At 67.8% G+C, this 21,799-nt stretch carries 25 protein-coding genes; 11 read left to right on the top strand and 14 right to left on the bottom strand.

Features of this window, described 5'->3' with window-relative positions; translation table 11 throughout:
* Window positions 1-16: 16 nt before the first annotated feature.
* Entirely contained in the window at window positions 17-661 is a 645-nt protein-coding gene (locus tag Q1W26_RS10800; protein WP_300439677.1) for a DVUA0089 family protein, read from the bottom strand.
* Between the two features lie 167 nt (window positions 662-828).
* Window positions 829-1,119 (bottom strand): YkvA family protein, encoded by a 291-nt coding sequence (locus tag Q1W26_RS10795; protein WP_300439674.1) that lies wholly within the window; start codon window positions 1,117-1,119, stop codon window positions 829-831.
* A gap of 184 nt (window positions 1,120-1,303) precedes the next feature.
* Between Q1W26_RS10795 and Q1W26_RS10790 the strand changes: the two genes are divergently transcribed.
* The 6 genes from Q1W26_RS10790 (at window position 1,304) to Q1W26_RS10765 (ending at window position 6,523) form a co-directional block, all read left to right on the top strand.
* The gene (locus Q1W26_RS10790; RefSeq protein ID WP_300439671.1) at window positions 1,304-1,786 is read left to right on the top strand and encodes a copper chaperone PCu(A)C; all 483 of its coding nucleotides are present in this window, start codon (window positions 1,304-1,306) and stop codon (window positions 1,784-1,786) included.
* A 187-nt stretch (window positions 1,787-1,973) separates the two neighbouring features.
* Complete coding sequence (locus Q1W26_RS10785; protein WP_300439668.1) at window positions 1,974-3,437, top strand: permease; 1,464 nt, start codon at window positions 1,974-1,976, stop codon at window positions 3,435-3,437.
* Window positions 3,438-3,439: 2 nt separating this feature from the next.
* Window positions 3,440-3,685 carry a thioredoxin family protein gene (locus Q1W26_RS10780; protein WP_300439665.1) on the top strand — a complete coding sequence of 82 codons (246 nt, stop codon included), beginning with the start codon at window positions 3,440-3,442 and terminating at the stop codon, window positions 3,683-3,685.
* Window positions 3,686-3,897: 212 nt separating this feature from the next.
* A complete protein-coding gene (locus Q1W26_RS10775; RefSeq protein WP_300439662.1) occupies window positions 3,898-4,794 on the top strand; it encodes a DMT family transporter in 897 nt (298 codons plus the stop codon).
* A 118-nt stretch (window positions 4,795-4,912) separates the two neighbouring features.
* Window positions 4,913-5,512, top strand: a complete 600-nt coding sequence (wrbA, locus tag Q1W26_RS10770; RefSeq protein WP_300439659.1) for an NAD(P)H:quinone oxidoreductase — start codon at window positions 4,913-4,915, stop codon at window positions 5,510-5,512.
* A 54-nt stretch (window positions 5,513-5,566) separates the two neighbouring features.
* Window positions 5,567-6,523 carry a LysR family transcriptional regulator gene (locus Q1W26_RS10765; protein ID WP_300439656.1) on the top strand — a complete coding sequence of 319 codons (957 nt, stop codon included), beginning with the start codon at window positions 5,567-5,569 and terminating at the stop codon, window positions 6,521-6,523.
* Here the strand turns inward: Q1W26_RS10765 and Q1W26_RS10760 are convergent.
* The 7 genes from Q1W26_RS10760 to Q1W26_RS10730 all read right to left on the bottom strand — a co-directional run bounded on the left by Q1W26_RS10760 (window position 6,498) and on the right by Q1W26_RS10730 (window position 13,309).
* Window positions 6,498-8,156: a thiamine pyrophosphate-binding protein gene (locus Q1W26_RS10760; protein WP_300439653.1), complete on the bottom strand. Its 1,659-nt coding sequence runs from the start codon at window positions 8,154-8,156 to the stop codon at window positions 6,498-6,500. The two genes, Q1W26_RS10765 and Q1W26_RS10760, sit on opposite strands and share 26 nt — an antisense overlap.
* A gap of 110 nt (window positions 8,157-8,266) precedes the next feature.
* A complete protein-coding gene (locus tag Q1W26_RS10755; RefSeq protein WP_300439650.1) occupies window positions 8,267-8,818 on the bottom strand; it encodes a lipocalin family protein in 552 nt (183 codons plus the stop codon).
* 59 nt (window positions 8,819-8,877) lie between these two features.
* The gene (locus Q1W26_RS10750; protein WP_300439647.1) at window positions 8,878-9,945 is read right to left on the bottom strand and encodes an alkene reductase; all 1,068 of its coding nucleotides are present in this window, start codon (window positions 9,943-9,945) and stop codon (window positions 8,878-8,880) included.
* Window positions 9,946-10,036: 91 nt separating this feature from the next.
* Window positions 10,037-10,672: a TRIC cation channel family protein gene (locus Q1W26_RS10745; protein ID WP_300439644.1), complete on the bottom strand. Its 636-nt coding sequence runs from the start codon at window positions 10,670-10,672 to the stop codon at window positions 10,037-10,039.
* Window positions 10,669-12,237, bottom strand: a complete 1,569-nt coding sequence (locus Q1W26_RS10740; protein WP_300439641.1) for a CHASE domain-containing protein — start codon at window positions 12,235-12,237, stop codon at window positions 10,669-10,671. The genes Q1W26_RS10745 and Q1W26_RS10740 overlap by 4 nt, the downstream gene beginning before the upstream one ends.
* The gene (locus Q1W26_RS10735) at window positions 12,234-13,037 is read right to left on the bottom strand and encodes a transporter substrate-binding domain-containing protein (RefSeq protein ID WP_300439638.1); all 804 of its coding nucleotides are present in this window, start codon (window positions 13,035-13,037) and stop codon (window positions 12,234-12,236) included. The genes Q1W26_RS10740 and Q1W26_RS10735 overlap by 4 nt, the downstream gene beginning before the upstream one ends.
* Before the next feature lie 56 nt (window positions 13,038-13,093).
* Window positions 13,094-13,309, bottom strand: coding sequence for a VF530 family protein (locus Q1W26_RS10730; RefSeq protein WP_300439636.1), 216 nt, complete (start codon window positions 13,307-13,309; stop codon window positions 13,094-13,096).
* Window positions 13,310-13,533: 224 nt separating this feature from the next.
* Between Q1W26_RS10730 and Q1W26_RS10725 the strand changes: the two genes are divergently transcribed.
* From Q1W26_RS10725 to Q1W26_RS10715, 3 genes are all read left to right on the top strand, one after another.
* Window positions 13,534-13,965 carry an MAPEG family protein gene (locus tag Q1W26_RS10725; protein WP_300439634.1) on the top strand — a complete coding sequence of 144 codons (432 nt, stop codon included), beginning with the start codon at window positions 13,534-13,536 and terminating at the stop codon, window positions 13,963-13,965.
* 61 nt (window positions 13,966-14,026) lie between these two features.
* Window positions 14,027-14,731: an AzlC family ABC transporter permease gene (locus Q1W26_RS10720; protein WP_300439632.1), complete on the top strand. Its 705-nt coding sequence runs from the start codon at window positions 14,027-14,029 to the stop codon at window positions 14,729-14,731.
* A complete protein-coding gene (locus Q1W26_RS10715) occupies window positions 14,728-15,042 on the top strand; it encodes an AzlD domain-containing protein (protein ID WP_300439629.1) in 315 nt (104 codons plus the stop codon). The genes Q1W26_RS10720 and Q1W26_RS10715 overlap by 4 nt, the downstream gene beginning before the upstream one ends.
* A 4-nt stretch (window positions 15,043-15,046) precedes the next feature.
* Here the strand turns inward: Q1W26_RS10715 and Q1W26_RS10710 are convergent, their stop codons facing one another.
* Both Q1W26_RS10710 and Q1W26_RS10705 read right to left on the bottom strand, forming a co-directional pair.
* A complete protein-coding gene (locus tag Q1W26_RS10710) occupies window positions 15,047-16,426 on the bottom strand; it encodes a sigma-54 dependent transcriptional regulator (protein WP_300439627.1) in 1,380 nt (459 codons plus the stop codon).
* Between the two features lie 6 nt (window positions 16,427-16,432).
* Window positions 16,433-17,788, bottom strand: coding sequence for an ATP-binding protein (locus tag Q1W26_RS10705; RefSeq protein WP_300439625.1), 1,356 nt, complete (start codon window positions 17,786-17,788; stop codon window positions 16,433-16,435).
* Window positions 17,789-18,051: 263 nt separating this feature from the next.
* Between Q1W26_RS10705 and Q1W26_RS10700 the strand changes: the two genes are divergently transcribed.
* Together Q1W26_RS10700 and Q1W26_RS10695 are read left to right on the top strand one after the other, a co-directional pair.
* Window positions 18,052-18,375 carry a hypothetical protein gene (locus tag Q1W26_RS10700; RefSeq protein WP_300439622.1) on the top strand — a complete coding sequence of 108 codons (324 nt, stop codon included), beginning with the start codon at window positions 18,052-18,054 and terminating at the stop codon, window positions 18,373-18,375.
* A complete protein-coding gene (locus Q1W26_RS10695) occupies window positions 18,341-19,162 on the top strand; it encodes a hypothetical protein (protein WP_300439620.1) in 822 nt (273 codons plus the stop codon). The genes Q1W26_RS10700 and Q1W26_RS10695 overlap by 35 nt, the downstream gene beginning before the upstream one ends.
* A gap of 42 nt (window positions 19,163-19,204) precedes the next feature.
* Here Q1W26_RS10695 and lgt read toward each other — a convergent pair whose 3' ends face one another.
* The 3 genes from lgt to Q1W26_RS10680 all read right to left on the bottom strand — a co-directional run bounded on the left by lgt (window position 19,205) and on the right by Q1W26_RS10680 (window position 21,798).
* On the bottom strand, window positions 19,205-19,993 hold the full coding sequence (gene lgt, locus Q1W26_RS10690; protein WP_300439617.1) for a prolipoprotein diacylglyceryl transferase: 789 nt from the start codon (window positions 19,991-19,993) through the stop codon (window positions 19,205-19,207).
* A 106-nt stretch (window positions 19,994-20,099) separates the two neighbouring features.
* Complete coding sequence (locus Q1W26_RS10685) at window positions 20,100-20,807, bottom strand: YceH family protein (protein ID WP_300439614.1); 708 nt, start codon at window positions 20,805-20,807, stop codon at window positions 20,100-20,102.
* Window positions 20,808-20,886: 79 nt separating this feature from the next.
* Entirely contained in the window at window positions 20,887-21,798 is a 912-nt protein-coding gene (locus tag Q1W26_RS10680) for a DUF1186 domain-containing protein (RefSeq protein WP_300439611.1), read from the bottom strand.
* Window position 21,799 lies beyond the last annotated feature (1 nt).

Raw genomic sequence — 21,799 nt, 5'->3', positions numbered from 1 at the left:
GTGACGCGCTCGCCGCCTATCGGCGCCGGCGGTTCAGGATGCCGAGGCCGGCCAGGCCAAGGCCGATCAGCCCGATGGCGGCGGGTTCGGGCAGCCCGCTGGTGGGGGTCGTGACATCGCCGGTGACGGTGATGCGGTAATCACCGTGGTCGTTCTGGACGCGCGTACAGGCGCCGGTGGGCGTCGCGCAACTGACCGGGTAGTAAGTGTCGTGGTTGATCCCGCTGATCGCGTCGAGTTCGTTCAGCAGATAGGCGCCGATCGCCAGCAGGTAGTTGCCCGCCGTGAGGCTGAGCGACAGGCTGGAGTCGAGTTCCGACTGGGAACCGTCGTCAAAGGTGGCGCTGCTGTTGTCGTTGGCGGCCACAAAGTCGGACGCATCCAGCACGCCGTCATCGCGGAACAGGTAGATCACGCTGTCGAAAAAGGCGATCTCGCCGTCGCCATTGAGGTCGGTTGCGCTGCCCGACGGAGCCTCCCACGAGAGCACGTCGATGGCCACCGGGCCGGTGCTTCGGGCAGAGAACTTCCAGTGGTCGACGGTGCTGCCGATCCGGGCGCCGGCCTGGTCGTGGAGCGCCCGGATGTTGCCTTCGAGGCTGGCGGCGGCGCTCGAGAGGCTGGCCAGCGCAAGCAGGGTGGCGATAAATGCCTTTTTCATGTTGGGGGCTGTTTTTTTAACAAGCAACTATTTCACGGCACTAAAGCAAATTTAATGCCGAAATTAATTATTTTGTAAAAACAGTGACTTGGAAAATAGGTTTTGTTGTTTGTGACTGATTTGTAAATTTTTTCGACGCGTGTGGGCCGGCACGCGCCATAAAACCCTCAGGCTTGTTCGATGATCGTCCGCTTGCCGGCGGCCGGGGCTGGCTTTACCTCGTCGGGCAAACGCCGGACCAGCCAGGCGATGAAGAGTGGAATCAGCACCAGGTCATCCACGACGCCGATCACCGGCAGCACGTCGGGAATCAGGTCGATAGGCGAGAGCAGGTAAAGGCCGATCAGGCTGACGGCCGGCAGCAGCCAGACGGGCCGCGCCGGATGGCGCAGGGCGTGCCACAGGATGCGCACATCCCGGCGAACCCGCAGGTAGAGGGCGGCGATTTTTCTGAACATGGATGCAGGCCTCCACGGCTTGAATGTGCAGGCTTTGACGAGCCGGTGGCAGGCAAAGTGCCCCCAACCCTTGTAAGCGGACGTAAGGAGGAGCGTGCGGCAAAAGGTCGCAGCGCGGGCCGCCGCGCTCACGCTGCACGGCGGCCCGCGTTAAGCTTTGTGGCTTGAACCCGAGGAGATCGCCGTGAGCATTTCGTACAAGATTGCCGGGCTGGCGCTGGCCGGCCTGTTTAACGCCCTGGCGGCCGGCAGTGCGCTGGCCGCCGACCTGGAAATTACCAATCCGTGGGTGCGCGGCACCGTGGCCAGCCAGAAGGCCACCGGCGCCTTCATGCAGCTCACCAGCAAGAGCGGCGTGAGCCTCGTCGGCGTTGCCAGCCCGGCGGCCAGCATCGTCGAGATCCACGAGATGGTGATGGACAAGGATGTGATGAAGATGCGCCCGGTGCCGCGCCTCGAGGTGCAGCCGGGCAAACCGCTCGAGCTGCGGCCGGGCAGCTACCACGTGATGCTGATCGACCTGAAGAAGCCCCTCGCCAAGGGTGAGATCGTGCCGATCACGCTGCAGGTTGAAGGCCGCGACAAGAAGATCGAAACCGTCGAAGTGAAAGCCGAAGTGCGCGAACTGACCGCAGGTGCCGCGCCGGCGATGCAGCACAAGCACTAAGAGCGTGTCCGATGCGCTGACGGCCGGCGGGCTGGGCGATATGTGCCCGGCCCACCGGCTTTTTTGCGTGCTGGCCAATATGGGCGGATCCCCGCCATCCGCTCCTGTGTCAGGTCAACGTAATTGGCCGCAGGCAGGACTAGACTGAAAACATTGCTTTCGGGCCGGCTTCGAAAGGGTGTGTACCGTGGATGTCCTGTCTAACGGGGTGTTGCCCGTGCTTTATGGTGGCGCGACCAATCTGGCCGCTTACCTGGCGGCGCACGTGCTGCTGTGCCTGCTGCCGGCGTTTTTCATTGCCGGGGCGATGTCGGCCTTGATTCCCCGGGAGGCGATCACCCGCTTTCTCGGGCGCAATTCCAGCAAGGCGGTGTCCTATCCGGCGGCCGCGGCGGCGGGGTCGCTGCTGGCGGTGTGCTCGTGCACCATCGTGCCGCTGTTTGCCGGCATCTACAAAAAGGGGGCCGGGTTGGGGCCGGCCATCACCTTCCTGTTTTTTGCGCCGGCGGCCAACATCCTGGCGCTGGTTTATACCGGTGGCGTCATCGGGGTTGATCTGGCTGTCGCGCGCTTCGTGCTGTCGCTGATCTTCGGGATCGGCATCGGGCTGATCATGGCGCTGGTGTTCAGCGCCGACGATGCGGCCCACGACGAAGCCGGCAGCGCCATGTTTGCGGGCAGCGGCGAGGGCATGGGCAAGAGCGCGGGGGTGTTTCTCGTGGTGTGGGTGGTGCTGCTGCTGGCGGGCACGCTCAAGCTCGATGTGCTGACCAGCGCCTGGCTGCATGTCGATTTGCCTCTGGCCCATGCCCGCGACTGGCAGGCCGGCCTCGACCGGCTGGTGCCCTTTGATGCGGCCAAGGGCGAGGAGGGCGTGTCGCTGCAGGGCGTGGTGCTGATCCTGCTGCTGGGGCTGATTGCCTTTTCGGCCTGGCGGGGCCTGGAGAACATTCAGGAGGGCGTGAACGGCTGGACCCGGGCGAGCCTCGCGCTGGTGTGGACGACGCTGCTGTTCGCCGCGCTGGCGATCCGGCCCGGCGACGGCGGGCTTTCCATCGGCATCACCGGCAAATTTTTCGGCGTGGGCCTGAGCCTCGCGGTGATCCACGTCATCGCCTGGCAGTACCTGCCGCGGGAGGCGCTGCAGGACTGGCTGTGGGAATCCTGGCGCTTCGTGAAGCAGATTTTTCCGCTGCTGGTGGTGGGCGTGTTTGTCGTCGGCATGGCCCGTGTGCTGGTTCGCCCGGAGTGGATCGAGGCGGTGGCGGGGAGCAATTCGCTGGTCGGCAACCTGGCCGGGGTGGCTTTCGGGGTGTTCATGTATTTCCCGACCCTCGTCGAAGTGCCGATTGCGCGCATGTTCCTCGACCTGGGCATGCACCGGGGGCCGCTGCTGGCTTACCTGATGTCCGACCCGGAACTGTCGCTGCAGAGCATCCTGATCATTTCGGCCATCATCGGCCGCACCAAGACCGCGACCTACGTGGGCCTGGTGGCGCTCTTCAGCACCGCCGCCGGCCTGACCTACGGGGCCTGGATCGATGGCACGCCGCTGGTGCAGATCGTACTTTGGCTGGCGGTGTTCATTGGCGTGCTGGCGGTGCTGCTGTCGCTGGCGAGCCGGCGCGCGGTTTCAACAAAAGGAGTCTGATCATGCTGAACATCAAGGTTCTCGGCCCCGGCTGTGCCAACTGCCGCAAGCTCGAGGAGATCGCCCGCGAGGCGGTGTCCCAGTTGGGCGTGGAGGCGGCGATCGAGAAAGTGACCGCCACCGAGGCCATCCTCGCCTACGACATCCTCAAGACGCCAGGGCTGGTCATCAACGAAAAACTCGTCTCGTCGGGCCGCATTCCGGCGGTGGGCAGCGTGGTGGAGTGGATTCGCGACGCTACGGCGTGATGCGGGCGGGCGGTGCGCCCGCGGGAATCCCGCCTGCCTGTTGCCAGGCGATTTTGCCGCCCATCGCCATGGATTCAAGCGCGCAACGCAATCGCGCTCAGCCGGCGGTGGTCGGTCATGCGCGTGGCAGGCTCCGGTAAATCCCTGATCGCCGCCCGTGTGACGGCGCGCTAAACTCGGTGGCCCGCCTTCTGCCGCACGCGCTCTCCGTCATGACCCACCCAGGCCACCGCCTCGGGCTCCTCTTCGCCGTCCTCGGCGCGGTGGGCTTCTCGTTCAAGGCCATCCTCATCAAGCTGGCCTATCCCTACGGCGTCGATGCCATCACCCTGCTGGCCCTGCGCATGGGGTTGTCGCTGCCTTTTTTCCTTGCCCTGGGCTGGGCTGACCAGCGTCGTCGCCAGCCCGCACCGCTGGCCGGGCGCGACATCGGCATGATGCTGGCGCTGGGTTTCAGTGGCTACTATCTCTCCAGCTACCTGGATTTTCTCGGGCTGCAGTACATCTCGGCGGCGCTCGAGCGGCTCATCCTGTTCGCTTACCCGACGCTGGTCGTGGTGCTGTCGGCGATCTTCCTCGGCAAGCCGCTCACCCGGCGCGGGCTGGGCTGCATCGCCCTGTGCTACGCCGGCATTGCGCTGGCCGTTGCCCACGACCTGGATATCGCCGGCACCGCCGACAACGTATTGACCGGCGGCACGCTGGTGTTTGCCAGCGCGGTGTCCTACGCCCTTTACCTGATGGGCAACGGCCAGGCCGTGGGCCGCCTCGGTGCCGCCCGCGTCACGGCCTGGGCCAGCACCGCCGCCTGTGTGCTGTGCCTGGCCCATTTCGCGGCCACCCGACCCCTGTCCGATCTCGTCCAGCCGGCTCCGGTGATGCTGCTGGCCGCGGCCATGGCGCTGTTCTCGACGGTGCTGCCGGTGTGGATGGTGTCCGAAGCCATCCGCCGCCTCGGCGCCGGGCCGGTGTCGCTGATCGGCACCCTCGGCCCGGTGGTCACGCTTTTCCTGGGCTGGCTGATCCTGGCCGAACCGATCGGCCTTTTCCAGCTCCTCGGCGGCACGCTGGTGGTGGCCGGGGTGATGCTGGTGGGCAAAAAGGGCTAGCGGCTGACGGGCTTCAAAAAGGGTCTAGTATGAAATTCGAACCACGAAGCCCCTTCGCAAAAAGCGCAGAAAGGGCCGTAGGGTTCGCTTCGTGATGCCACACCCCAAGGAGGTTTCCATGTCGAAAGTCCTCGTGCTCTATTACTCCACCTACGGTCATATCGAAACCATGGCGCAAGCGGTGGCCGAAGGTGCCCGTGCCGCCGGCGCCACGGTCGAACTCAAGCGGGTTCCGGAAACCGTTCCGGAGGAGATCGCCCGTCCGGCCCATTTCAAGCTCGACCAGGCGGCTCCGGTGGCAACGGTTGCAGAGCTGGAGGGCTACGACGCCATCATCGTGGGCTGCCCGACCCGTTTTGGGCGCATGCCTTCGCAACTGGCCAGCTTCTTCGACCAGGCCGGCGGGCTGTGGGCGCGCGGTGCCCTCAACGGCAAGGTGGGCGGGGCGTTCACCTCCACCGCCACCCAGCACGGCGGGCAGGAGGTCACGCTGTTTTCGGTGATCACCAATCTGCTCCACTTCGGGATGACCATCGTCGGTCTGCCCTACAGTTTCCAGGGCCAGACGACGCTCGATGAAATCGTCGGCGGCAGCCCCTACGGCGCCACCACCATCGCCGGTGGCCAGGGCCAGCGGCAGCCCAGCGCCATCGAACTGGACGGCGCGCGTTTCCAGGGCAAGCTGATTGCCGAAACCGCCAACAAGCTGTTTGGCTGATTTTTGGCTGAACCCGCGCCGCGCCTGGACCGGGCGGCGCAGCCCCCGCACATCATGAACTCCGACGATCTCAAGCTCTTTGCGCTAATCATTCGCGCCGGCAGCATTTCGCGTGCCGCGATGGAGCTGGGCGCCGATCAGTCCACCGTGAGCCGGCGCGTCGGCCAGCTGGAGAGCGAGCTGGGGGTCAGGTTGCTGCATCGCAATGGCCGCGGCGTGACGCCCACCGACCCGGGCCGCCAGTTGCTGGATTACGCCGGTGCGGTGGCGGCGCTGCTGGACCAGGCCTCGGGCGCTCTTCGCGAGCAGGCCGAGACGGGGCCGGCGCAGCTGTGCATCGGTGCCCAGCCCACCATCGCACGCATCCTGTTCGGGCCGCTGGCGCGGGCGCTGGCTGTGCGCTATCCGCAAACCCGGCTGCGTCTTGTCGAAGCGCTGGGAAGCCAGATTCTTGAAAAGCTCGGCAACGGCGAACTCGATTTTGCGGTGATCTACCTGCCCGAGCAGATCGGCACGCTGCAGTTCGATCCGCTCCTGAGTGAAGGCGTCCACCTGATCGCCCCGCCCGGCCTGGGGCTGGAGGGCGATGTGATTGAGATGGCACGACTGGGCGAGCTGCCGCTGATCTTGCCGAGCACCCACCACGGCTTGCGCCTGCTGGTCGAATCCCTCGCCGCGCGGCATGGTTTCACGCCGCGCATCGCGCTGGAATGCGACGGCTCCACCGCGCTCACCACGCGCCTGGTCATGCAGCACTGCGGCTGCACGGTGCTGCCGCTGGCGGCCGTCAGCGACGAAGTGGCCAGCGGCCGGCTGCGGGCCTTGCGTATTACGTCACCCGAAGTGCGGCGCAAGGTGGGCATCGTGCCGGGGCGCAATCGCGCCATTCCGGCCGGTTTGTCTCAGGTGACCCGGCTGGTCAGGCTGCAGGTGGATGAACTGGTGCGCGCCGGGGCCTGGCCGGACGCGGTACTGCTGGATGCGCTCAGGCCAGCCGCGCCTGGGGCGTGATCTGGCGCGGATCGACGCACAGCTCGATCAGGGCTGGCAGGCCCGCTTTCGATGCGCGGGCAAACGCCGCCGCAAAATCGGCCGTCTGCGTAACTCGCTCGGCGTGGGCCCCGAAAGCCCGCGCGAGGGCGACGAAATCCGGATTCGCCAGTTTTGTCGCCACCGGCCGCCCGGGGTATTCGCGCTCCTGGTGCATGCGAATGGTGCCGAGCATGCCGTTATTGACCACGATCACCACCACGGCTGCGCCGTATTGCATGGCGGTGGCCAGCTCCTGCGGATACATCATGAAGCAGCCGTCGCCGGCAAAGCACACCACGCTGCGCTCCGGGTGGCGGAGCTTGGCGGCGATGGCCGCGGGCAGGCCGTAGCCCATGGCCCCGTTGGTGGGGGCCAGCTCGGTGGCCGGCTGGCGGTAGCGGAAGAAGCGATGCACCCAGACGGTGTAGTTGCCGGCACCGTTGGCGATGATCGCGTCGTCGGGCAGGGTGGCGTCCAGGTGCGCCATCACCCCGGCGAAATCGACGCCGTCCAGGGCCGGGTGCGGCGCCGGCGGGGTGGAGTGGGCCAGGTAGTCGGCGCGCAGCTGCCGCGTCCAGGCGTCCCAGCCCTGCGTGGTGACCGGCACCCGCTCGGCGAGGGCTGCTGCGGCCCGGGCGACGCTGGCGTGGATCGGCAGCGCCGCCTGATACACGCGCCCGAGTTCATTCGGGTCGGCGTGGATGTGGATCAGCGTTTGCCGTGGCTGCGGGCTTTCGATGAGCGTATAGCCCGACGACGATGCTTCGCCCAGCCGGGCACCGATCACCAGCAGCAGGTCGGCCTCGCGCACCCTTTCGGCCAGCCGCGGTGATACGCCCAGCCCCAGCTGGCCGACGTAATGGCGGCTGCGGTTGTCGAACAGATCCTGGCGCCGGAAGGAGGCCGCGACCGGCAGGTCGTTACGCTCGACAAAATGGGCGAGCGCCGCAGAGGCCGCGCCATCCCAGCCGGTGCCGCCCACGATGACGAGCGGACGCCGGGCGTCCTGCAGCCGCGTGTGCAGTTCGGCCATGTCGGCCGCAGCCGGCGCGGCGCGGGCGATGCGGGGCGGGGCGACATCCACGGCGCTGCCACGGCCAAACAGCACGTCTTCGGGCAGGGCGACCACCACCGGGCCGGGGCGCCCGGACAGCGCCACGCTGAAGGCCTGGGCGATGATTTCCGGGATGCGCTCAAGGCGGTCCACCTGCGTGACCCACTTGGCCACGCTGCCGAACATCTGGCGGTAGTCGATTTCCTGGAAGGCTTCGCGGCCCATGAAGGCGGAGTCGACCTGGCCGATGAACAGGATCATCGGCGTCGAATCTTCGCGGGCGGTGTGGACGCCGTTGCTGGCGTGGGTGGCGCCGGGGCCGCGGGTCACGAAGCAGATGCCGGGCCGGCCGGTCAGCTTGCCGTAGGCGTCGGCCATGTTGGAGGCCGCGCCTTCGTGGCGGGTCACGATGGTCTGGATGCCCGGCCGGTCGTGGAGTGCGTCGAGTACGGGCAGATAGCTTTCGCCGGGCACGCAGTAAAGGGTGTCGACGCCGTTGCGGTGCAGCGCCTCGACCAGGATCTGCCCGCCGTTGCGCTCTGCGTTGCCTGCCGCCATGTTTGCCTCCGTTTTCGATGGGGCAAGTATGGGGTATGCCAGCTGTTCGGGCCTTGCGCGCCGTGCAAGGCTGCTTTGTGCGCCGGCCCGTGGCGGGCCGGGGGGCAGCCTTACTGCCGGGTGAGCTGGAGCTTGGTGAGATCGAAGCCTTTGCGGGCCAGGCGTTCGAGCAGGGCGTCGTAGGCTTTTTGATCGACCTGCTTGGTTCTGGAGAGAACCCACAGGTATTCGCGGGTGGGTTCGCTGACGGCGACCAGCTGGTAGGCGTCGTCGAGGTCGATCACCCAGTAGTTGCCCCACACAAAGGGCAGGAAGGAGAGCCACGCCGGGGCGAAGCGGACTTCGAGCTTCGGCGAGTCGGCGCCGCCCACCTGTCGGGCGGTGCCGACGGCTTCGTTCATGGTGCCGTTTTCGAGCCGGCAGCGGTTGATCACCTGCACCTGACCGTCGGTGAGCGGGGTGTATTCGGCACGGGATTCGCCGGTACATTTTTTCTGGAACCAGGCCGGGAAGCGGGCGATTTCGTACCAGGTGCCCATGTAGCGTGGAACGTCGAGGGCGGCGATGGGGGTGAGCGGCGCGGCTGCGCTGTCGCTGGCGAGGGCGCCGAGCGGGGTCAGGGAGCAGAAGCAGAGAGCGGCGGCGATCAGTCTGGATTTCATGGGCGGGTTTGTTCTTGTGGGTGAGGCCGCTCCCGCCGGGGGGCGGAAGCGGGTGGGGTTCAGTGCATGAAGGGGTAGTCTGTGTAGCCCTCTGCGCCGGGCGAATAGAAGGTGTCCGGGTTGGGGCTGTTGAGCTGGGCGCCGGCCTTGATGCGGGCGGGCAGGTCGGGGTTGGCGAGGAAGGCGGTGCCGAAGGCGACGGCGTCGAGTTGGCCGCTTTCGATGGCGTTGGCGGCTTCGGCGGGGGTGTAGCCCATGTTGCCGATCAGCACGCCTTTGTAGTGCTGGCGGGCAGGGGTGAGCACGTCGCCCTTTTGCAGGCCGAAGAAGTCGCCGCGCATGAGGTGCAGGTAGGCGAGCTTGTAATCGTTGAGGCGGGTGGCGAGCCAGGTGATGAGGCCGACCGGGTCGCTGTCGGCCATGTCGTTGAAGCTGTTGAGAGGCGACAGGCGCAGGCCGACGCGGTCGCCGCCCCATACGTCGGTGACGGCGTCGAGGACTTCAAGGAGCAGCCGGGCGCGGTTTTCGACGGGGCCGCCGTAGGGGCCGCTGCGGGTGTTGCTGCCGTCGCGCAGGAATTCGTCGAGCAGGTAGCCGTTGGCGCCGTGGACTTCGACGCCGTCGAAGCCGGCGGCCTTGGCGTTTTCGGCGGCGTGGCGAAAGCCGGCGACGATGGCGGGCAGTTCGTCATCGCGGAGTTCGCGCGGGGTGACGTAGGGCTTCTTGCCCTCGGGGGTGTGGACTTCGTCGTTGCGGATGGGCAGGGCGCTGGGGGCGACGGGCTGGGCGCCGTTGTTGAGCAGCGGGTGGCAGGCGCGGCCGCCGTGCCAGATCTGCAGGAAGATGCGTCCGCCGGCCTTGTGTACGGTGTCGGTGACTTTTTTCCAGCCGGCAACCTGGGCGGCGTTGTGGATGCCGGGTTCGTGCCAGAAGGCGGAGTTGCCCTCGATGGCCATGGTGGCTTCGGCGATCAGCAGGCCGGCGCTGGCGCGCTGGGCGTAGTGGATGGCCATGAGTTCGCCGGGGATGTGGCCGTCTTCGGCGCGGCAGCGGGTGAGCGGGGCCATCAGGATGCGGTTGGGAAGCAGCAGGGCGCCGGCTTGCAGCGGCTGGAAGAGGGCGGACATGAATCGGAACTCCTTGATCGGGTGAATCAATAAAAAACCCAAGTCGCTTGGGCTGCGCCAGCGGGGGATTGTTCCCGGCATCGGTTCGGCGCTAATCCGGCATGAGGGGCCGAGTGTGCCAGTTGTAGCGGATGGTGAGCATGCGCACGATGAAGAACAGGGTGATGGTGGCCCAGGCGGCGGGTACGGTGGCGACCTGCAGGCCGAGGGTGAGGCCCAGGAAGGCGATGCAGGTGAGCAGCACGACGGGCGTGAAGAACTGGCCGGGCTGGAGGATGAAGGGGATGTCGCGGACGATGACGTCGCGCAGCACGCCACCGCCGACACCGCTGACGGCGCCCACCAGGATGACGCCCGGCAGCGGGATGCCGGCTCCCAGCGCGAGCTGCAGGCCGACCACGGCGAAGGCCGGCGTGCCGATGGCGTCGATGGTGCCGACCAGTGTGTCGATCATGCGCAGGTTGGCGATGCGGTGGCGAAAGATGGCGGCGAGCAGCGTGGCGGCGAGGATCAGCGGGAGGTAGAAGAGGTCGGTGAGCACCGGCGGCGGGCGCTGCAGGAAGACGCCGTCGCGCAGGATGCTGCCGCCCATCGAGGTGAGCAGCGCCAGCACGAAGACGCCGACGATGTCGAAATGCTTTCGGAGGCCGACGATGGCGCCGGAGAGCGCCCAGGCGAAGGTGGCGATGTAGTCGAAATAGACCGGGACGTGGAAGGCGCCGTTCATGTTTCGCTGGCAAAGACGAGCCGGTTGCGTCCGGCATCCTTGGCGCGGTACATGGCGTCGTCGGCGCAGATGGTGAGGCCTTCGGGGGTGCTGGCGTCGTCGGGGTAGATGCCGATGCCGATCGAGGTGGATATCTGGAGGTTGTGCTGGTCGATGGTGAAGGGCAGGGCGATGGCCGAGCGGATCCGCTCGGCGACGAGCTGGGCGTCGGCCTGGCTGTCGATGTGGGGCAGCAGCACCACGAATTCGTCGCCGCCCATGCGGGCGAGGGTGTCGGATTCGCGCAGGCAGTCACGCATGCGGGCGGTTGCGGCCAGCAGCAGGCGGTCGCCGATGGCGTGGCCGTGGATGTCGTTGACGGGCTTGAAGTGGTCGAGGTCGACGAACATCAGGCCACTGCGGGTCTTGTCGCGGCGGGCCAGGGCGAGGGCGGCGTGCAGGCGGTCGGCCAGCAGGGCGCGGTTGGGCAGCAGGGTGAGGGCGTCGTGCTGGGCCATGTGGCGCATGCGCTCCTCGCTTTCGCGCAGCTCGCGGGTCATGGTGAGGGCGTGGGCGTAGGCGCGGGCCCGGCCGGTGACCAGTTGATGCATGAGCAGGGCCAGCAGCAGGCTGACGCAGGTGCCGGCAATGGCGATGATGGTGGCCGAGCCGCGGTCGCGGCGCAGCTCGAAGGCGGGGATGCTGCGGATCTGCAGGGTCCAGTTGCTCTGGGGAAAGCTGATGTATTCGGTGGCCGTGAAGCGCGGCGGGGCGGGGTCGTCGCCGGGGTGGGAGTCGAAGATCAGGCTGGCGGCGTCGGTGCGTACGCCGTCGTAGATGCGCAGCGCGATGCCGGGTGTGTCTTCGCCGTACAGGCTGGCCATGAGGTCGTGGAGACGGAAGGCAATATGCACCCAGCCGTTCAGGTGGGCCTGGCGGGCCGCGAGGGTGTCGATGGGGCGGCCTCTGGCATAGGTGGCCAGGTACATGGCGAAGGCCGGGCGGTTGGCGGGCCGATCCATCAGCAGGTTGATCCGGGGGGTGATGGCGATGCCGCCGGAATCCCGCGCCTGGAACATGGCGTCCCGCCGGGCCGGATCGGTGAGGATGTCGTGGCCGAGGGCCTTGCGGTTGTCGGGGCTGGCCGGGGCTACGTAGGTGACGGGGCCGACGACATCCCGCTCGCCCGGTGGCCGGATGCGGTAGCCGGGGTCGCCGAGGGCGCGCCGGGTGGCCACGTGGCGGGCCACCTGCGCGCCGCTGAGCCGGGGCGTGAACAGCATGGCCTGCAGGCCGGCAAGCTCGGTGCCGCCGGTGAGGGCATCCACGAATTTGCGGAAATCCTCCTGGCTGACGTCCTCCGAGGCGTCGAACAGCCCGCGGGCGGCGCGCAGCATCTGCTCGTAGGCGGCGACGCGCTGTTCGATGCGCCCGGCGGTCTGGCGCACGCTGACATCGAAATCGGCGCGCAGCGTGGCGTCGAGGCCTTGCTGTTCGTGATGCCACAGCACGCCGGTGAGGGCGAGTGACGCGGCGCCCGTGCACAGGGGCAGGAGCAGGTTCCGGAGGTGTGTCGGCGGGGTCAAAATCGCGTCAGGGCCTGGCTGAGTTCGGGCTTGAAGTATTTATCGAAAATGCGCTCGACGGTGCCGTCGGCGCGCATTTCATCCACCAGCGCGCGCCATCGGGCCTGCTCCTGCGGCGCAATGGCCCGCTTCGACATGATGAGCCCGTGGGGCACGGGCGGGTCGTCGAATTCGAGGATGTGGGTTTGCCCGCGGATGGCCGCGCTTTCCAGGGCGGGGTAGTCGAAGGGCTCGATGATCATGCCCTGGGTCTGGTTGGCGAGCAGGGTGGCGTAAAGCGGCGCGAGGCCGGAGGCGTAACTGACCCGCATGTCGCTGTCGAGGGCGTCCACCAGCCGGTTGGCGCCCGGCCCGTAGCGGAAGCTGCGGATCGCGCCGAGGCGCAATTGCGGGTTGCGGATGAAGTCGCCAACCCGCTGAACGCCGGCATCGCGGCGCACCAGCAGGTAGTACTTGTTGGAGAAATACCAGGCGAAGGCGGCGAAGCGTTCGCGCTGTTCGTTGCTGATGCCCGACAGGCTGAAATCCAGCCCGCCGGATTCGATGAGTTGCCAGATGCGCGCGCGCGGCAGCACGGTGACGGTGATCCGGCAGCCGCTGCGGCGGATCAGTTCGTCGGCGAAATCCTTGTCGATGCCCTCGCCGGTCTGGCGCGAGTAGAGCAGCCCGTGATCATGCAGGGCGAGGCTCAGGGGGCGCGAACAATCGGGGCGCTCGGCGGCCTGAGCCCCGCCACCGGCCAGCAGCAAGGCCAGCAGCAAGGCGCGCATCAGGGGGTGCAAAAAAGGGTCGATTCCCAAACGAGGCTTTCCTTTCCCCGCCCAGGTGTGTGCGGGTTGGCGTTCCCGCTGCACGTTCAGGCCATTTCGCGCAGGTAAAGTGCCTCGACCTGCTCGCGCGCCCAGGGCGTGCGGCGCAGAAACTTGAGGCTGGACTTGATGCTGGGCTCGTTCTGGAAGCAGCGGATGTTGATGACCGAGCCGAGGCTCTCCCAGCCATAGCGCTCCACCAGCCGGGTGAGCATGTGTTCGAGGGTGATGCCGTGGAGCGGGTTGTTTGTCTGGGAAGTCATGGCCGGCAGGAAAGGCGGGATGGATCGTCGGGAACTTTGACCGACTTTGTCGGCGCTGCCAAGAGCGCCGCAGCAAAACGGCGTGGCTGCGTTAAATTTTTTGGGGCGGCGAGCTTTTGCAGTGCCGCCCGGACGGACGTTTTTCCCCCGGCTGGCGGGATGACATTCGGGAGGCGTGCCGGTAGGCTCTCGGCCCTGCCCGTAACGGAAACTTCCCCCAGTCCATGATGCCTCGCGATAGCGCCATTCTCCTTCCCCTTTTTGCCCTTGCCGGGTGGACCTTGCTGGTGCTGTGCCTGGTCGCCTTTCGGCGCATCGGGGCGGGGTTTGCCGGCCGGGTGCAGGCGTCCGACTTCCGGTGCGGCGAGTCGGCGGGCGTTCCGGCCGATGTCAGCCTGCCCAACCGCAACTACATGAACCTTCTCGAGTTGCCGGTGCTGTTCTACGTGGTGTGCCTGCTGATTTTCACGACGGGCCAGGGGGCGGCGCTGCAGGTGGGGCTGGCCTGGGCGTATGTGGCCTTGCGGGTTGTGCATAGTCTCATCCATCTCTCCTACAACCATGTGTATCACCGCCTGGCCGCCTTCGTGGTCAGCAACGGGGTGCTGGCCGCGCTGTGGGCGCTGGCGGGGCTGGGGTTGGTGTCCAGGGCCTGAGCCGGAAGTGCCGGCGTGCCTCCGTGCTACCTTTCGGCCCTGGAATCTGAAAGGAGCGCGCATGTCGCCGAGTTTTCGTGCCGGGGCCCGGGAGGGTTTCCGGCTGTGCCTGCCGGTGTCGGTGGGAATCATTCCGTGGGCGCTGGTCACGGGGCTGGCGATGGTCGGCGCGGGTTTTACGGTGGTGCAGGCGATGGGCATGAGCCTGATCGTCTTTGGTGCCACGGCCCAGCTGGGCACGCTGCCGCTGATCGTGGCCGGGGCGCCGCTGTGGCTGATCGTGGCCACGGCGCTGGTGGTGAATCTGCGCTTCGTGATCTTCAGCGCGGCGCTGGCCAGGCCGCTGTCCGGTGGAACCCTGGCCCAGCGCTGGCTGTGCGGCTATGCGCTGACTGACGGCGTTTTTGCCACCACGCTCGAGCACCTGCGCAGCGAGCCGGACCCCCAGCGGCGGCTCGGCTTCTACCTGGCGCCGTCCCTGTGGTGCGCGCTGATATGGCAGACGTCCACCCTGGTGGGCGTGCTGGCGGCGGGGTCGATCCCGCGCAACTGGTCGCTGGAGTTCATGGCCAGCATCGCCTTGCTGGTGCTGCTGGTGCCGATGTCCAAAGTGCGGCCGATGCTGCTTGCCATGATTGCCGGCGGTGCGCTGGCGGTGCTGCTGCGCGGCATGCCGCTGCGCCTGGGGGTGATGGTGGCGATCCTTGGCGGCATCGCGGCGGGTTTTGCCGCGGAGCACTGGCAGGCACGGGGGGCGTCGCGATGAGTGACGAATGGACGCTGTGGCTCACCTTCATCCTGATCGGGCTTCTCGCCACCACCCTGCCGCGTGCCAGCTTCATTGTGCTGGGCGAGCGGGCCAGCCTGCCGGAGGTGCTGCTCAAGGCCTTGCGTTACGCGCCGGCCGCCGCGCTGGCGGCCATTGTCGTGCCGGATCTGGTGCTGGTGGGCGGGGCCGTCGATGTGTTCAACCCCAAGCTTGGCGGCGCCATTGCCGCGGTGCTGGCGACGCAGGTTTCACGCAATCCGTGGCTGCCGTTTGCCGCCGGCATGGCGGCGCTGTGGGTGCTGCGCTGAGGCCTCAGCCCGGTGGGCGTTTGCCGGGCAGGCCGTGTTTTTCCATGCGGTAGCGCAGGGTGTCGCGGCTGATGCCGAGCTGGCGGGCGGCCTGGGAGACGTTGCCCCGGGTGTCGGCCAGGGCCTGGACGAGGAGGTCGCGCTCGACCCGTTCGAGGGCCGAGGTGCCGGTGTCCGGTGCCGCAGCGGGGTTGCCCGGCCGGCGGGCGGGGGACAGGGGCAGGTCGTCGGGGCCGATCAGCGAGTCGCTGGCGAGGAGCGCGGCCTGCTCCATCAGGTTGCGTAGTTCGCGCACATTGCCGGGCCAGTCGTGGTCGACGAGCAGGCGCTCGGCGGCCGGGCTGAGCTGAAGCGCGCCCTTGCGGTAGCGCTGGGCGAAGTCGGCGAGGAAGTGGCGCGCCAGCACCAGCACGTCGCCCTCGCGGGCATTGAGCGGCGGCACGTGGATCTGCAGTACACGCAGCCGGAAGTAAAGATCGGCGCGGAACAGGCCGGCCTCGATGTGTTTTTCGAGGTCCTGGTTGGTGGCCGCGAGGATGCGCACGTTCACCTGGCGCTCCTGCACCGAGCCGAGCCGGCGCAGGCGCCCGTCTTCCAGCACCTTGAGCAGCTTGGCCTGCAGGCCGCGGTCCATCTCGCCGATCTCATCGAGGAACAGGGTGCCGCCGTCGGCGGCTTCGAGCAGGCCGAGCTTGCGTTCGCGGGCGTCGGTGAAGGCGCCGCGCTCGTGGCCGAAGAGTTCGGATTCGAGCAGGCTGGCCGGAATCGCGGCGCAGTTGACCTCCACGAAGGGCTTGTCCCGGCGCGGGCTGCAGAAGTGGCAGGCGCGGGCCACCAGCTCCTTGCCGGTGCCGGTCTCGCCGATGATGAGCACCGGCGGCAGGGTTTCGATGCCTTCTACGCTGGCGATGCGGGCGATGCGGTCGCGCAGCTCGGCCACCGCCGGGCTGGCGCCGACGATGGCGTCGAGCTGGCTGCGGTCGCGTTCGCGCGCTTCGTAATATTGCAGGCGGCTGTTCTCCCGCTGGCGCTGGGTGAGCTGGGCGATGCGCTGGCGCAGCTCGCCCAGCGCCACCGGCTTGGTCAGCAGGTCGTTGGCGCCGGCCTTCATGGCCTCGACGGCCAGCTCGATGCTGCCGTGGCCGGTGATCATGATGATTGGCACCTGGGCGTCGTCGGCGCGGATGGCGGCGATCACCGCGAGTCCGTCCATGTCGGGCAGGCGGAAGTCGAGCACCACGGCGTCGGGTTGCAGCTCGCCGAACAGCTTGAGCCCTTCCCGGCCGGTGCTGGCGGTGGTGGCGCCGTGTCCGCCCTTTTCGAGAAAGCGGGCGGCGTTGCGGGCGAGGGTTGTCTCGTCGTCGATGATCAGGATGCTGGTCATGATGTTCTAGCGGGCGGGAAAGAGGAGGCTGACCAGCGTGCCCTCGCCGGGGACGCCGCTGATCCGGATCTCGCCGCCGAAGCGTTCGACGATCCGTTTGGCGAGGGGCAGCCCGAGGCCGAGGCCCTTGTGCTTGGTGGTGAAGAAGGGGCGGAACATCTGCTGGCCGGCTTCGGCGGCGATGCCGCTGCCGGTGTCGGCGATGTCGATGCGGCAGCGGGTGCCCGCCGCCGGGCGCAGGGTGACGGTGCAGCGGCCGCCGTCGCCCATCGCTTCGCCGGCGTTGGAGAGCAGGCTGTGGAAGGCCTGGCGAAGCAGGGCGGGGTCGCCGTCGATGACGGGGTTGGTGACTTCGTTGGCGAACGTGAGCCGCTGGCCGCGCCGCTCGAAGGCCGGCGCGTGGTCGGCGCAGCAGGCTTCCAGCAGGCGGTCCAGCCTCACCGGGCCGGGCTGGGGGTCATGGGCGGCCGAGAAGGTGAGCAGCTCCGACACCCGGTCGCTGATGCGGTCCACCTCGCGGATGATGTCGCGGGCCTGTTCCGAGCAGTCTTCGCCGGGGGATTCGAGGCTCAGCTCGGCCGAGGAGCGGATCGACGCCAGCGGGTTGCGCAGGTTGTGGGCCACCGACGAGGTGAGTTCGCCCACCACGGCGAGGGTTTCGGCTTCGACGAGCCGGGAATGCTGACGTTTGATGGTGGAATCCGCTCGCCGGATGAGCCCGTACAGCCCCAGGTAGAGCGCCAGCGCGCTGCCCAGCGCGGAGAGCAGCACCTGCCGGCGACCGGCCTGGATCGCCTCGGTGAGGGCGAGCGGGGCCTTGTAAAGCTCGATCACCCCGATCACCTCGCCGCTCCCGGGGCGCTTTACCGGGATGTAGCTCTCCACGAAGAAATGGATCGACGGATCGAGGCCGACGTGCTCGGGCTTCTCCCGGTGCTCTTCCGAGATCTGCCCGGCGTGGACCACCAGCTGGCCGCGCATGGCTTCTTCCAGCTCGTCGTTGTCGGTGAAGCGCTGCCCGACGAGGCTCTTGTCCGACGACCAGATGATGGTGCCGGTGCTGCCGAAGACGTTGGTCCGCAGCGCGTCGCGCATGGTGTTCAGGTGGTCCGCGGTGTTGCGGAAACGGTCCTTCAGGGTGGGGTCGTCGGGGTGTGCGAGGTATTCGAGGGAGCCATCGGCCAGCAGGATGTTGTGCACGAAATCCCGGGTGATGCTGGCCTCGCGCTGGAACAGCTGCGCGTTGAGGAAGCTGGAGATCAGCCAGGCGTTGGCCAGTGCCATGCCCGCGATGAGGAGCGGGCTCAGCCAGCCGAACCAGCGCAGCAGGTTGAAGGGCTTGGCGTTCGCGGTGGTCGGCATGGCCGGGTCTCCGTGGGGGTTGGCGGAAGGTAGCACGGACCGGGTGTGGTGGGGGATTTCACCCACCTGGGTGGGGGGAACACCCCCCAGGATGGGCTGGGCGTGGCGGGCTTGTTGGGAAACTCCATTTCGTATCAATGGCTTGGGGTTGCTGGGTGATTTCTGGCACGGCGCCTGCACGGGAGGAACTGCGGGAGCGATTCCGCGAGTTGCCGAAGCCCTTGGGGGCCGGCCTTCAAAACATACGAATCCAGGAGTCGAAAATGAAAACCTCGCTGTTTGCCCTTGCCGTGACGAGCCTGATGGCGGGCCTCCCGATACAGGCCTCCGCCGCTTCCGTGTCGCAGCCGGAATCGGTGATCTTCCGCGCCGAGCGTCCGGAAAAAGTGGAAAAGCCCGAGAAGAAGGAAAAGCTCGGTGCCCTCGACGGCGTGATCCAGATGGCGCGTGCCGAACGCCCGGAGAAGGTCGAGAAGCCGGAGAAAGCTGAAAAGGCGGAAAAGCCCGAGAAGGTTGAGAAGCCCGAGAAGCCGGAAAAGAAGGAGAAGCTGGGTGCCTTGGGCAATATCCCTGTTGGGGTGGTCTGAGCCCGTCTTTGCCGCGCCCGGGGTGTCGCCGCGGGGCACGGGCCGCGCGTGGGCAGCCCGGCTAGCAGCCGCCGTTCTCGTCATGGGCGGCGGCGCCGCGCAGGCCGGCGAGCTGACCCTGTCGTCGGGTTTCGAGTACACATCGGGCAAGTACGGAGACCGGGACCCCTCGACGTCCTGGTACTTTCCCCTCGTCGCCCGCTACGAGGAGGGGCCGGCCACCTTCAAGCTGACGCTGCCCTATCTGCGCAACACCGGCGCGGTGAGCCGCACCCCGGACGGGGTGGCGATTCCCGGCTCGGGGGGTACGCAGGAGGGGTTGGGTGACCTGGTGGCGGCTGCCGGCATGACGCTGCTGACCCACGGCGATTTCTTGGTGGACGGCATCGTCAAGCTGAAACTGCCCACCGCCGACCCGGACAAGGAACTGGGCACAGGCAAGACCGACTGGTCGCTGCAGGCCGACGCCTGGTGGCGCATCGGCGGCCTGATGGCGCTGGTGACCCTGGGCTGGAAGAAATACGGCGACCCTGATGGCGTGGACTTCCGCAATCCGCTGTTCGCCAGCCTGGGCCTGAGCTGGCGTTTGTCGGCGACGACCAGCGTCGGGGTGTTCCACGACTGGCGGGAGCGGCTCACGCCGCGGGGTGCGGAGGTCAGTGAAGCGACCCTGTACCTGAGCTGGAAACCCGAGCCGGACTGGAAGCTGCAGGTCTATGCGGTGCAGGGCTTTTCGGATGCGAGCCCGGAGCTGGGCGTCGGGATGCTGGTGTCGCGGACGTTCTGAAATGACGTGGCCCGGAGGTGCCGGGCCCGTCTGGCGCGGGGCTCAGTCCTGGCGGTCGCGCTTCACGGCCCACATGGCCATGCCGATGCCGGCGAGGATCATCGGCAGCGACAGCCATTGGCCCATCGACATGCCAAAGGTCAGCAGGCCCAGGAAGTCGTCCGGCTCGCGGCCGAATTCGGCGATGAACCGGAAGGCGCCGTAGCCGATCAGGAAGACCGCAGAGATCAGCCCGCGGGGCCGCGGTTTGGCCGAAAACCACCACAGGATCAGGAACAGGCACACGCCCTCCAGCGCAAACTGGTAGAGCTGCGAGGGGTGGCGGGGAATGCCGTCCACCTGCGGAAAGACCATGCCCCAGGGCAGATCGGTGGCGCGGCCGACGAGTTCGCCATTGATGAAGTTGCCCAGGCGCCCGGCGGCGAGGCCCAGCGGCACCAGCGGGGCGATGAAGTCGGTCACCGCCAGCCAGGGGCGCCGGGTGCGCCGGCCGAACACCCACATGGCCACCAGCACGCCGAGAAAGCCCCCGTGGAAGGCCATGCCGCCCTGCCACACGGCGAGTATTTCGGCCGGATGGGCGAGGTAGTAAGCCGGCTTGTAGAACAGCACGTAGCCCAGCCGCCCGCCCAGGATCACGCCGAGCACGCCATAGAACAGCAGGTCGTCGATCTGCTGGGGGTTCCAGCCCAGTTCGGGGCGGCGCCGGGCGTGCGCGCGGCCGAGGATGACGAAGAGAATGAAGGCGGCCATGTACATCAGGCCGTACCAGCGTACGGCGAGAGGGCCGATGGCGATCGCGACGGGGTCGAACTGGGGATGGACGAGCATGGAACGGTGGGGGCTGGAGAGTTGGGGGAGGCCTTGGAGTGCCGTGTTTGATCCGGCGCGCCCGGGCTGGTGCCCGGACAGCGCGCGCCGCTGATGACTCAGCGCATTACTGGAACTGTTTGCGGAATGCCTCGAACTCGTTGGTCAGCCATTCGAGTTGCTGGCGCAGGCGGCGGACTTCTTCTTCGAGTTCGCCGACGCGGCTGCCGCGGGGGGCCGAGGCTTCGCCGGTTTCGAAGGCATGCTGGTGCTGGGCGAGGGCGGCTTCGCCGCTCATCAGGTGGGCGTAGCGGGCTTCCTTGGTGCCGGGCGCCTTGGGCAGCTGGCAGGCCATCAGTTTGTCGTCCAGGCGTTCGAGCACGGCTTCCACGTCGGCGGGGCTGCCGAAGCTGTGCATGCGCTCGCAGCGGGCGCGGATTTCGCCGACGGTTTGCGGGCCGCGCAGCATCAGGATGGTCAGCACGGCCTGCATCGGCGGGGTGAGCGAGTGGCGCAGGCGGATTTGATGTTCCCACTTGGCGACGCGGGCGCCGGCCTGGTGGCGCTTGGTGGCGAGGCCGCGCTCGGCCAGGCGGTCCAGCGTGGCGAGGATGGTGGCTTCGGACAGGTTCATCACCGGTTCGCGGCCGGTGAGCTGGTTGCAGCCGCTCAGCAGGGCGTTGACCGACAGCGGATAGGCGTCGGGGGTGACGAAGGATTTTTCGATGAGCACCGCGAGGACGCGCACCTCGAAGTCGTCCAGGTTGAAACCGGTGCTGCTGGCTGGGGCGTCGGCGGCAGGGGCGGTGGAGACTTCGGACGAGGTGTCGGTCATGGCAGGCTTCCTGAGGCGGAGGAGGGCGACATCATAGCCGACGCATTGCGTCGGCCCGATGGCAGGGGCAGGGTGGCGCTCAAACGGCAGCGCCGTGGCACTTTTTGTACTTGCGGCCGCTGCCGCAGGGGCAGGGGTCGTTGCGGCCGACCTTGGCTTCTTCGCGCTTGATGGGCTCGCGCAGGGTGCCGAGGGGAATCGGCGGCAGTTCGAGCGCCGGCAGGTGGTGGAAGGCGGGCCAGATGGCGGTTTCGCGAACCACGTCGTCGATCAGGCCCTGGCCGGCGTCGGCGAGGTTGGCGAGGTTGGCGGCGGGATCTTGCTGGATGTCGGCTTCGATGTCGGCCAGCTCGACGAAGCTTTCGTCGACGATGCCGGCGGCAAACCATTCGCGGATGGCCGGCAGGTGTTCGGTGGCGCCGAGCTGGGCGAGGTTGAGCACCAGCGGATCGATGAGCTGGAAGTCGTCGTCGCCGGTGGGGTTGTCGCGCAGGGCCTGGGCGTGGCGGGCGCCGAAGTCGGCCAGGAAGTCGATCACCGGGCCGCGGGCGGCGCGCCCTTCGAGGGCGGCGAGGGTGAGGCCTTCGAGGGCCGCGGCGCGGGCCCAGCTGCTGGCGCCGTCGTCGTCGGCCAGCCGGGTGAGGGGGGCCAGGTCGCCGTCGCAGCAGGATGCAAGGGCGCGGCCGTAGCTGTCGTGGACCAGCTGCCCGAAGACGCTGTCGACGGTGGCTTCGTCCAGGTGGCCGAGTTCGGCCAGCGGGCGGTAGGCGCGGCTGTCACGCCAGCGGGCCAGAAACAGCATGGCGTAGAGGTGCAGGACGTAGCCGTCTTCCTGGGCCGCGGCCGGGTTGGCGGCTATGGCTTCGAGTTCAGCGACGAGTTGCGGGGCGATGTCGTCGCGCCGGGCTTCGGCCAGCTGGAGGGCGGCGAGGGGCAGCGGGGAGGTGAGGTGTTCCAGCTGCGGGCGGAGTTCGGACCAGATGTCGGGCATG

Source organism: Zoogloea sp. (assembly GCF_030157465.1).
GTDB lineage: Bacteria > Pseudomonadota > Gammaproteobacteria > Burkholderiales > Rhodocyclaceae > Zoogloea.
This window is presented reverse-complemented; position numbering and strand designations above follow the sequence as displayed.

Excerpts from the sequence above, each read along its gene's own strand:
- Q1W26_RS10795 (WP_300439674.1), bottom strand. The coding sequence starts at position 1,119 with ATGTTCAGAAAAATCGCCGCCCTCTACCTGCGGGTTCGCCGGGATGTG.
- Q1W26_RS10720 (WP_300439632.1), top strand. The coding sequence starts at position 14,027 with ATGTCGCCGAGTTTTCGTGCCGGGGCCCGGGAGGGTTTCCGGCTGTGC.
- Q1W26_RS10745 (WP_300439644.1), bottom strand. The coding sequence starts at position 10,672 with ATGAACGGCGCCTTCCACGTCCCGGTCTATTTCGACTACATCGCCACC.
- Q1W26_RS10700 (WP_300439622.1), top strand. The coding sequence starts at position 18,052 with ATGAAAACCTCGCTGTTTGCCCTTGCCGTGACGAGCCTGATGGCGGGC.
- Q1W26_RS10715 (WP_300439629.1), top strand. The coding sequence starts at position 14,728 with ATGAGTGACGAATGGACGCTGTGGCTCACCTTCATCCTGATCGGGCTT.
- lgt (WP_300439617.1), bottom strand. The coding sequence starts at position 19,993 with ATGCTCGTCCATCCCCAGTTCGACCCCGTCGCGATCGCCATCGGCCCT.
- Q1W26_RS10750 (WP_300439647.1), bottom strand. The coding sequence starts at position 9,945 with ATGTCCGCCCTCTTCCAGCCGCTGCAAGCCGGCGCCCTGCTGCTTCCC.
- Q1W26_RS10680 (WP_300439611.1), bottom strand. The coding sequence starts at position 21,798 with ATGCCCGACATCTGGTCCGAACTCCGCCCGCAGCTGGAACACCTCACC.
- Q1W26_RS10765 (WP_300439656.1), top strand. The coding sequence starts at position 5,567 with ATGAACTCCGACGATCTCAAGCTCTTTGCGCTAATCATTCGCGCCGGC.
- Q1W26_RS10710 (WP_300439627.1), bottom strand. The coding sequence starts at position 16,426 with ATGACCAGCATCCTGATCATCGACGACGAGACAACCCTCGCCCGCAAC.
- Q1W26_RS10780 (WP_300439665.1), top strand. The coding sequence starts at position 3,440 with ATGCTGAACATCAAGGTTCTCGGCCCCGGCTGTGCCAACTGCCGCAAG.
- Q1W26_RS10705 (WP_300439625.1), bottom strand. The coding sequence starts at position 17,788 with ATGCCGACCACCGCGAACGCCAAGCCCTTCAACCTGCTGCGCTGGTTC.
- Q1W26_RS10760 (WP_300439653.1), bottom strand. The coding sequence starts at position 8,156 with ATGGCGGCAGGCAACGCAGAGCGCAACGGCGGGCAGATCCTGGTCGAG.
- Q1W26_RS10755 (WP_300439650.1), bottom strand. The coding sequence starts at position 8,818 with ATGAAATCCAGACTGATCGCCGCCGCTCTCTGCTTCTGCTCCCTGACC.
- Q1W26_RS10800 (WP_300439677.1), bottom strand. The coding sequence starts at position 661 with ATGAAAAAGGCATTTATCGCCACCCTGCTTGCGCTGGCCAGCCTCTCG.
- Q1W26_RS10730 (WP_300439636.1), bottom strand. The coding sequence starts at position 13,309 with ATGACTTCCCAGACAAACAACCCGCTCCACGGCATCACCCTCGAACAC.
- Q1W26_RS10685 (WP_300439614.1), bottom strand. The coding sequence starts at position 20,807 with ATGACCGACACCTCGTCCGAAGTCTCCACCGCCCCTGCCGCCGACGCC.
- Q1W26_RS10725 (WP_300439634.1), top strand. The coding sequence starts at position 13,534 with ATGATGCCTCGCGATAGCGCCATTCTCCTTCCCCTTTTTGCCCTTGCC.
- Q1W26_RS10775 (WP_300439662.1), top strand. The coding sequence starts at position 3,898 with ATGACCCACCCAGGCCACCGCCTCGGGCTCCTCTTCGCCGTCCTCGGC.
- wrbA (WP_300439659.1), top strand. The coding sequence starts at position 4,913 with ATGTCGAAAGTCCTCGTGCTCTATTACTCCACCTACGGTCATATCGAA.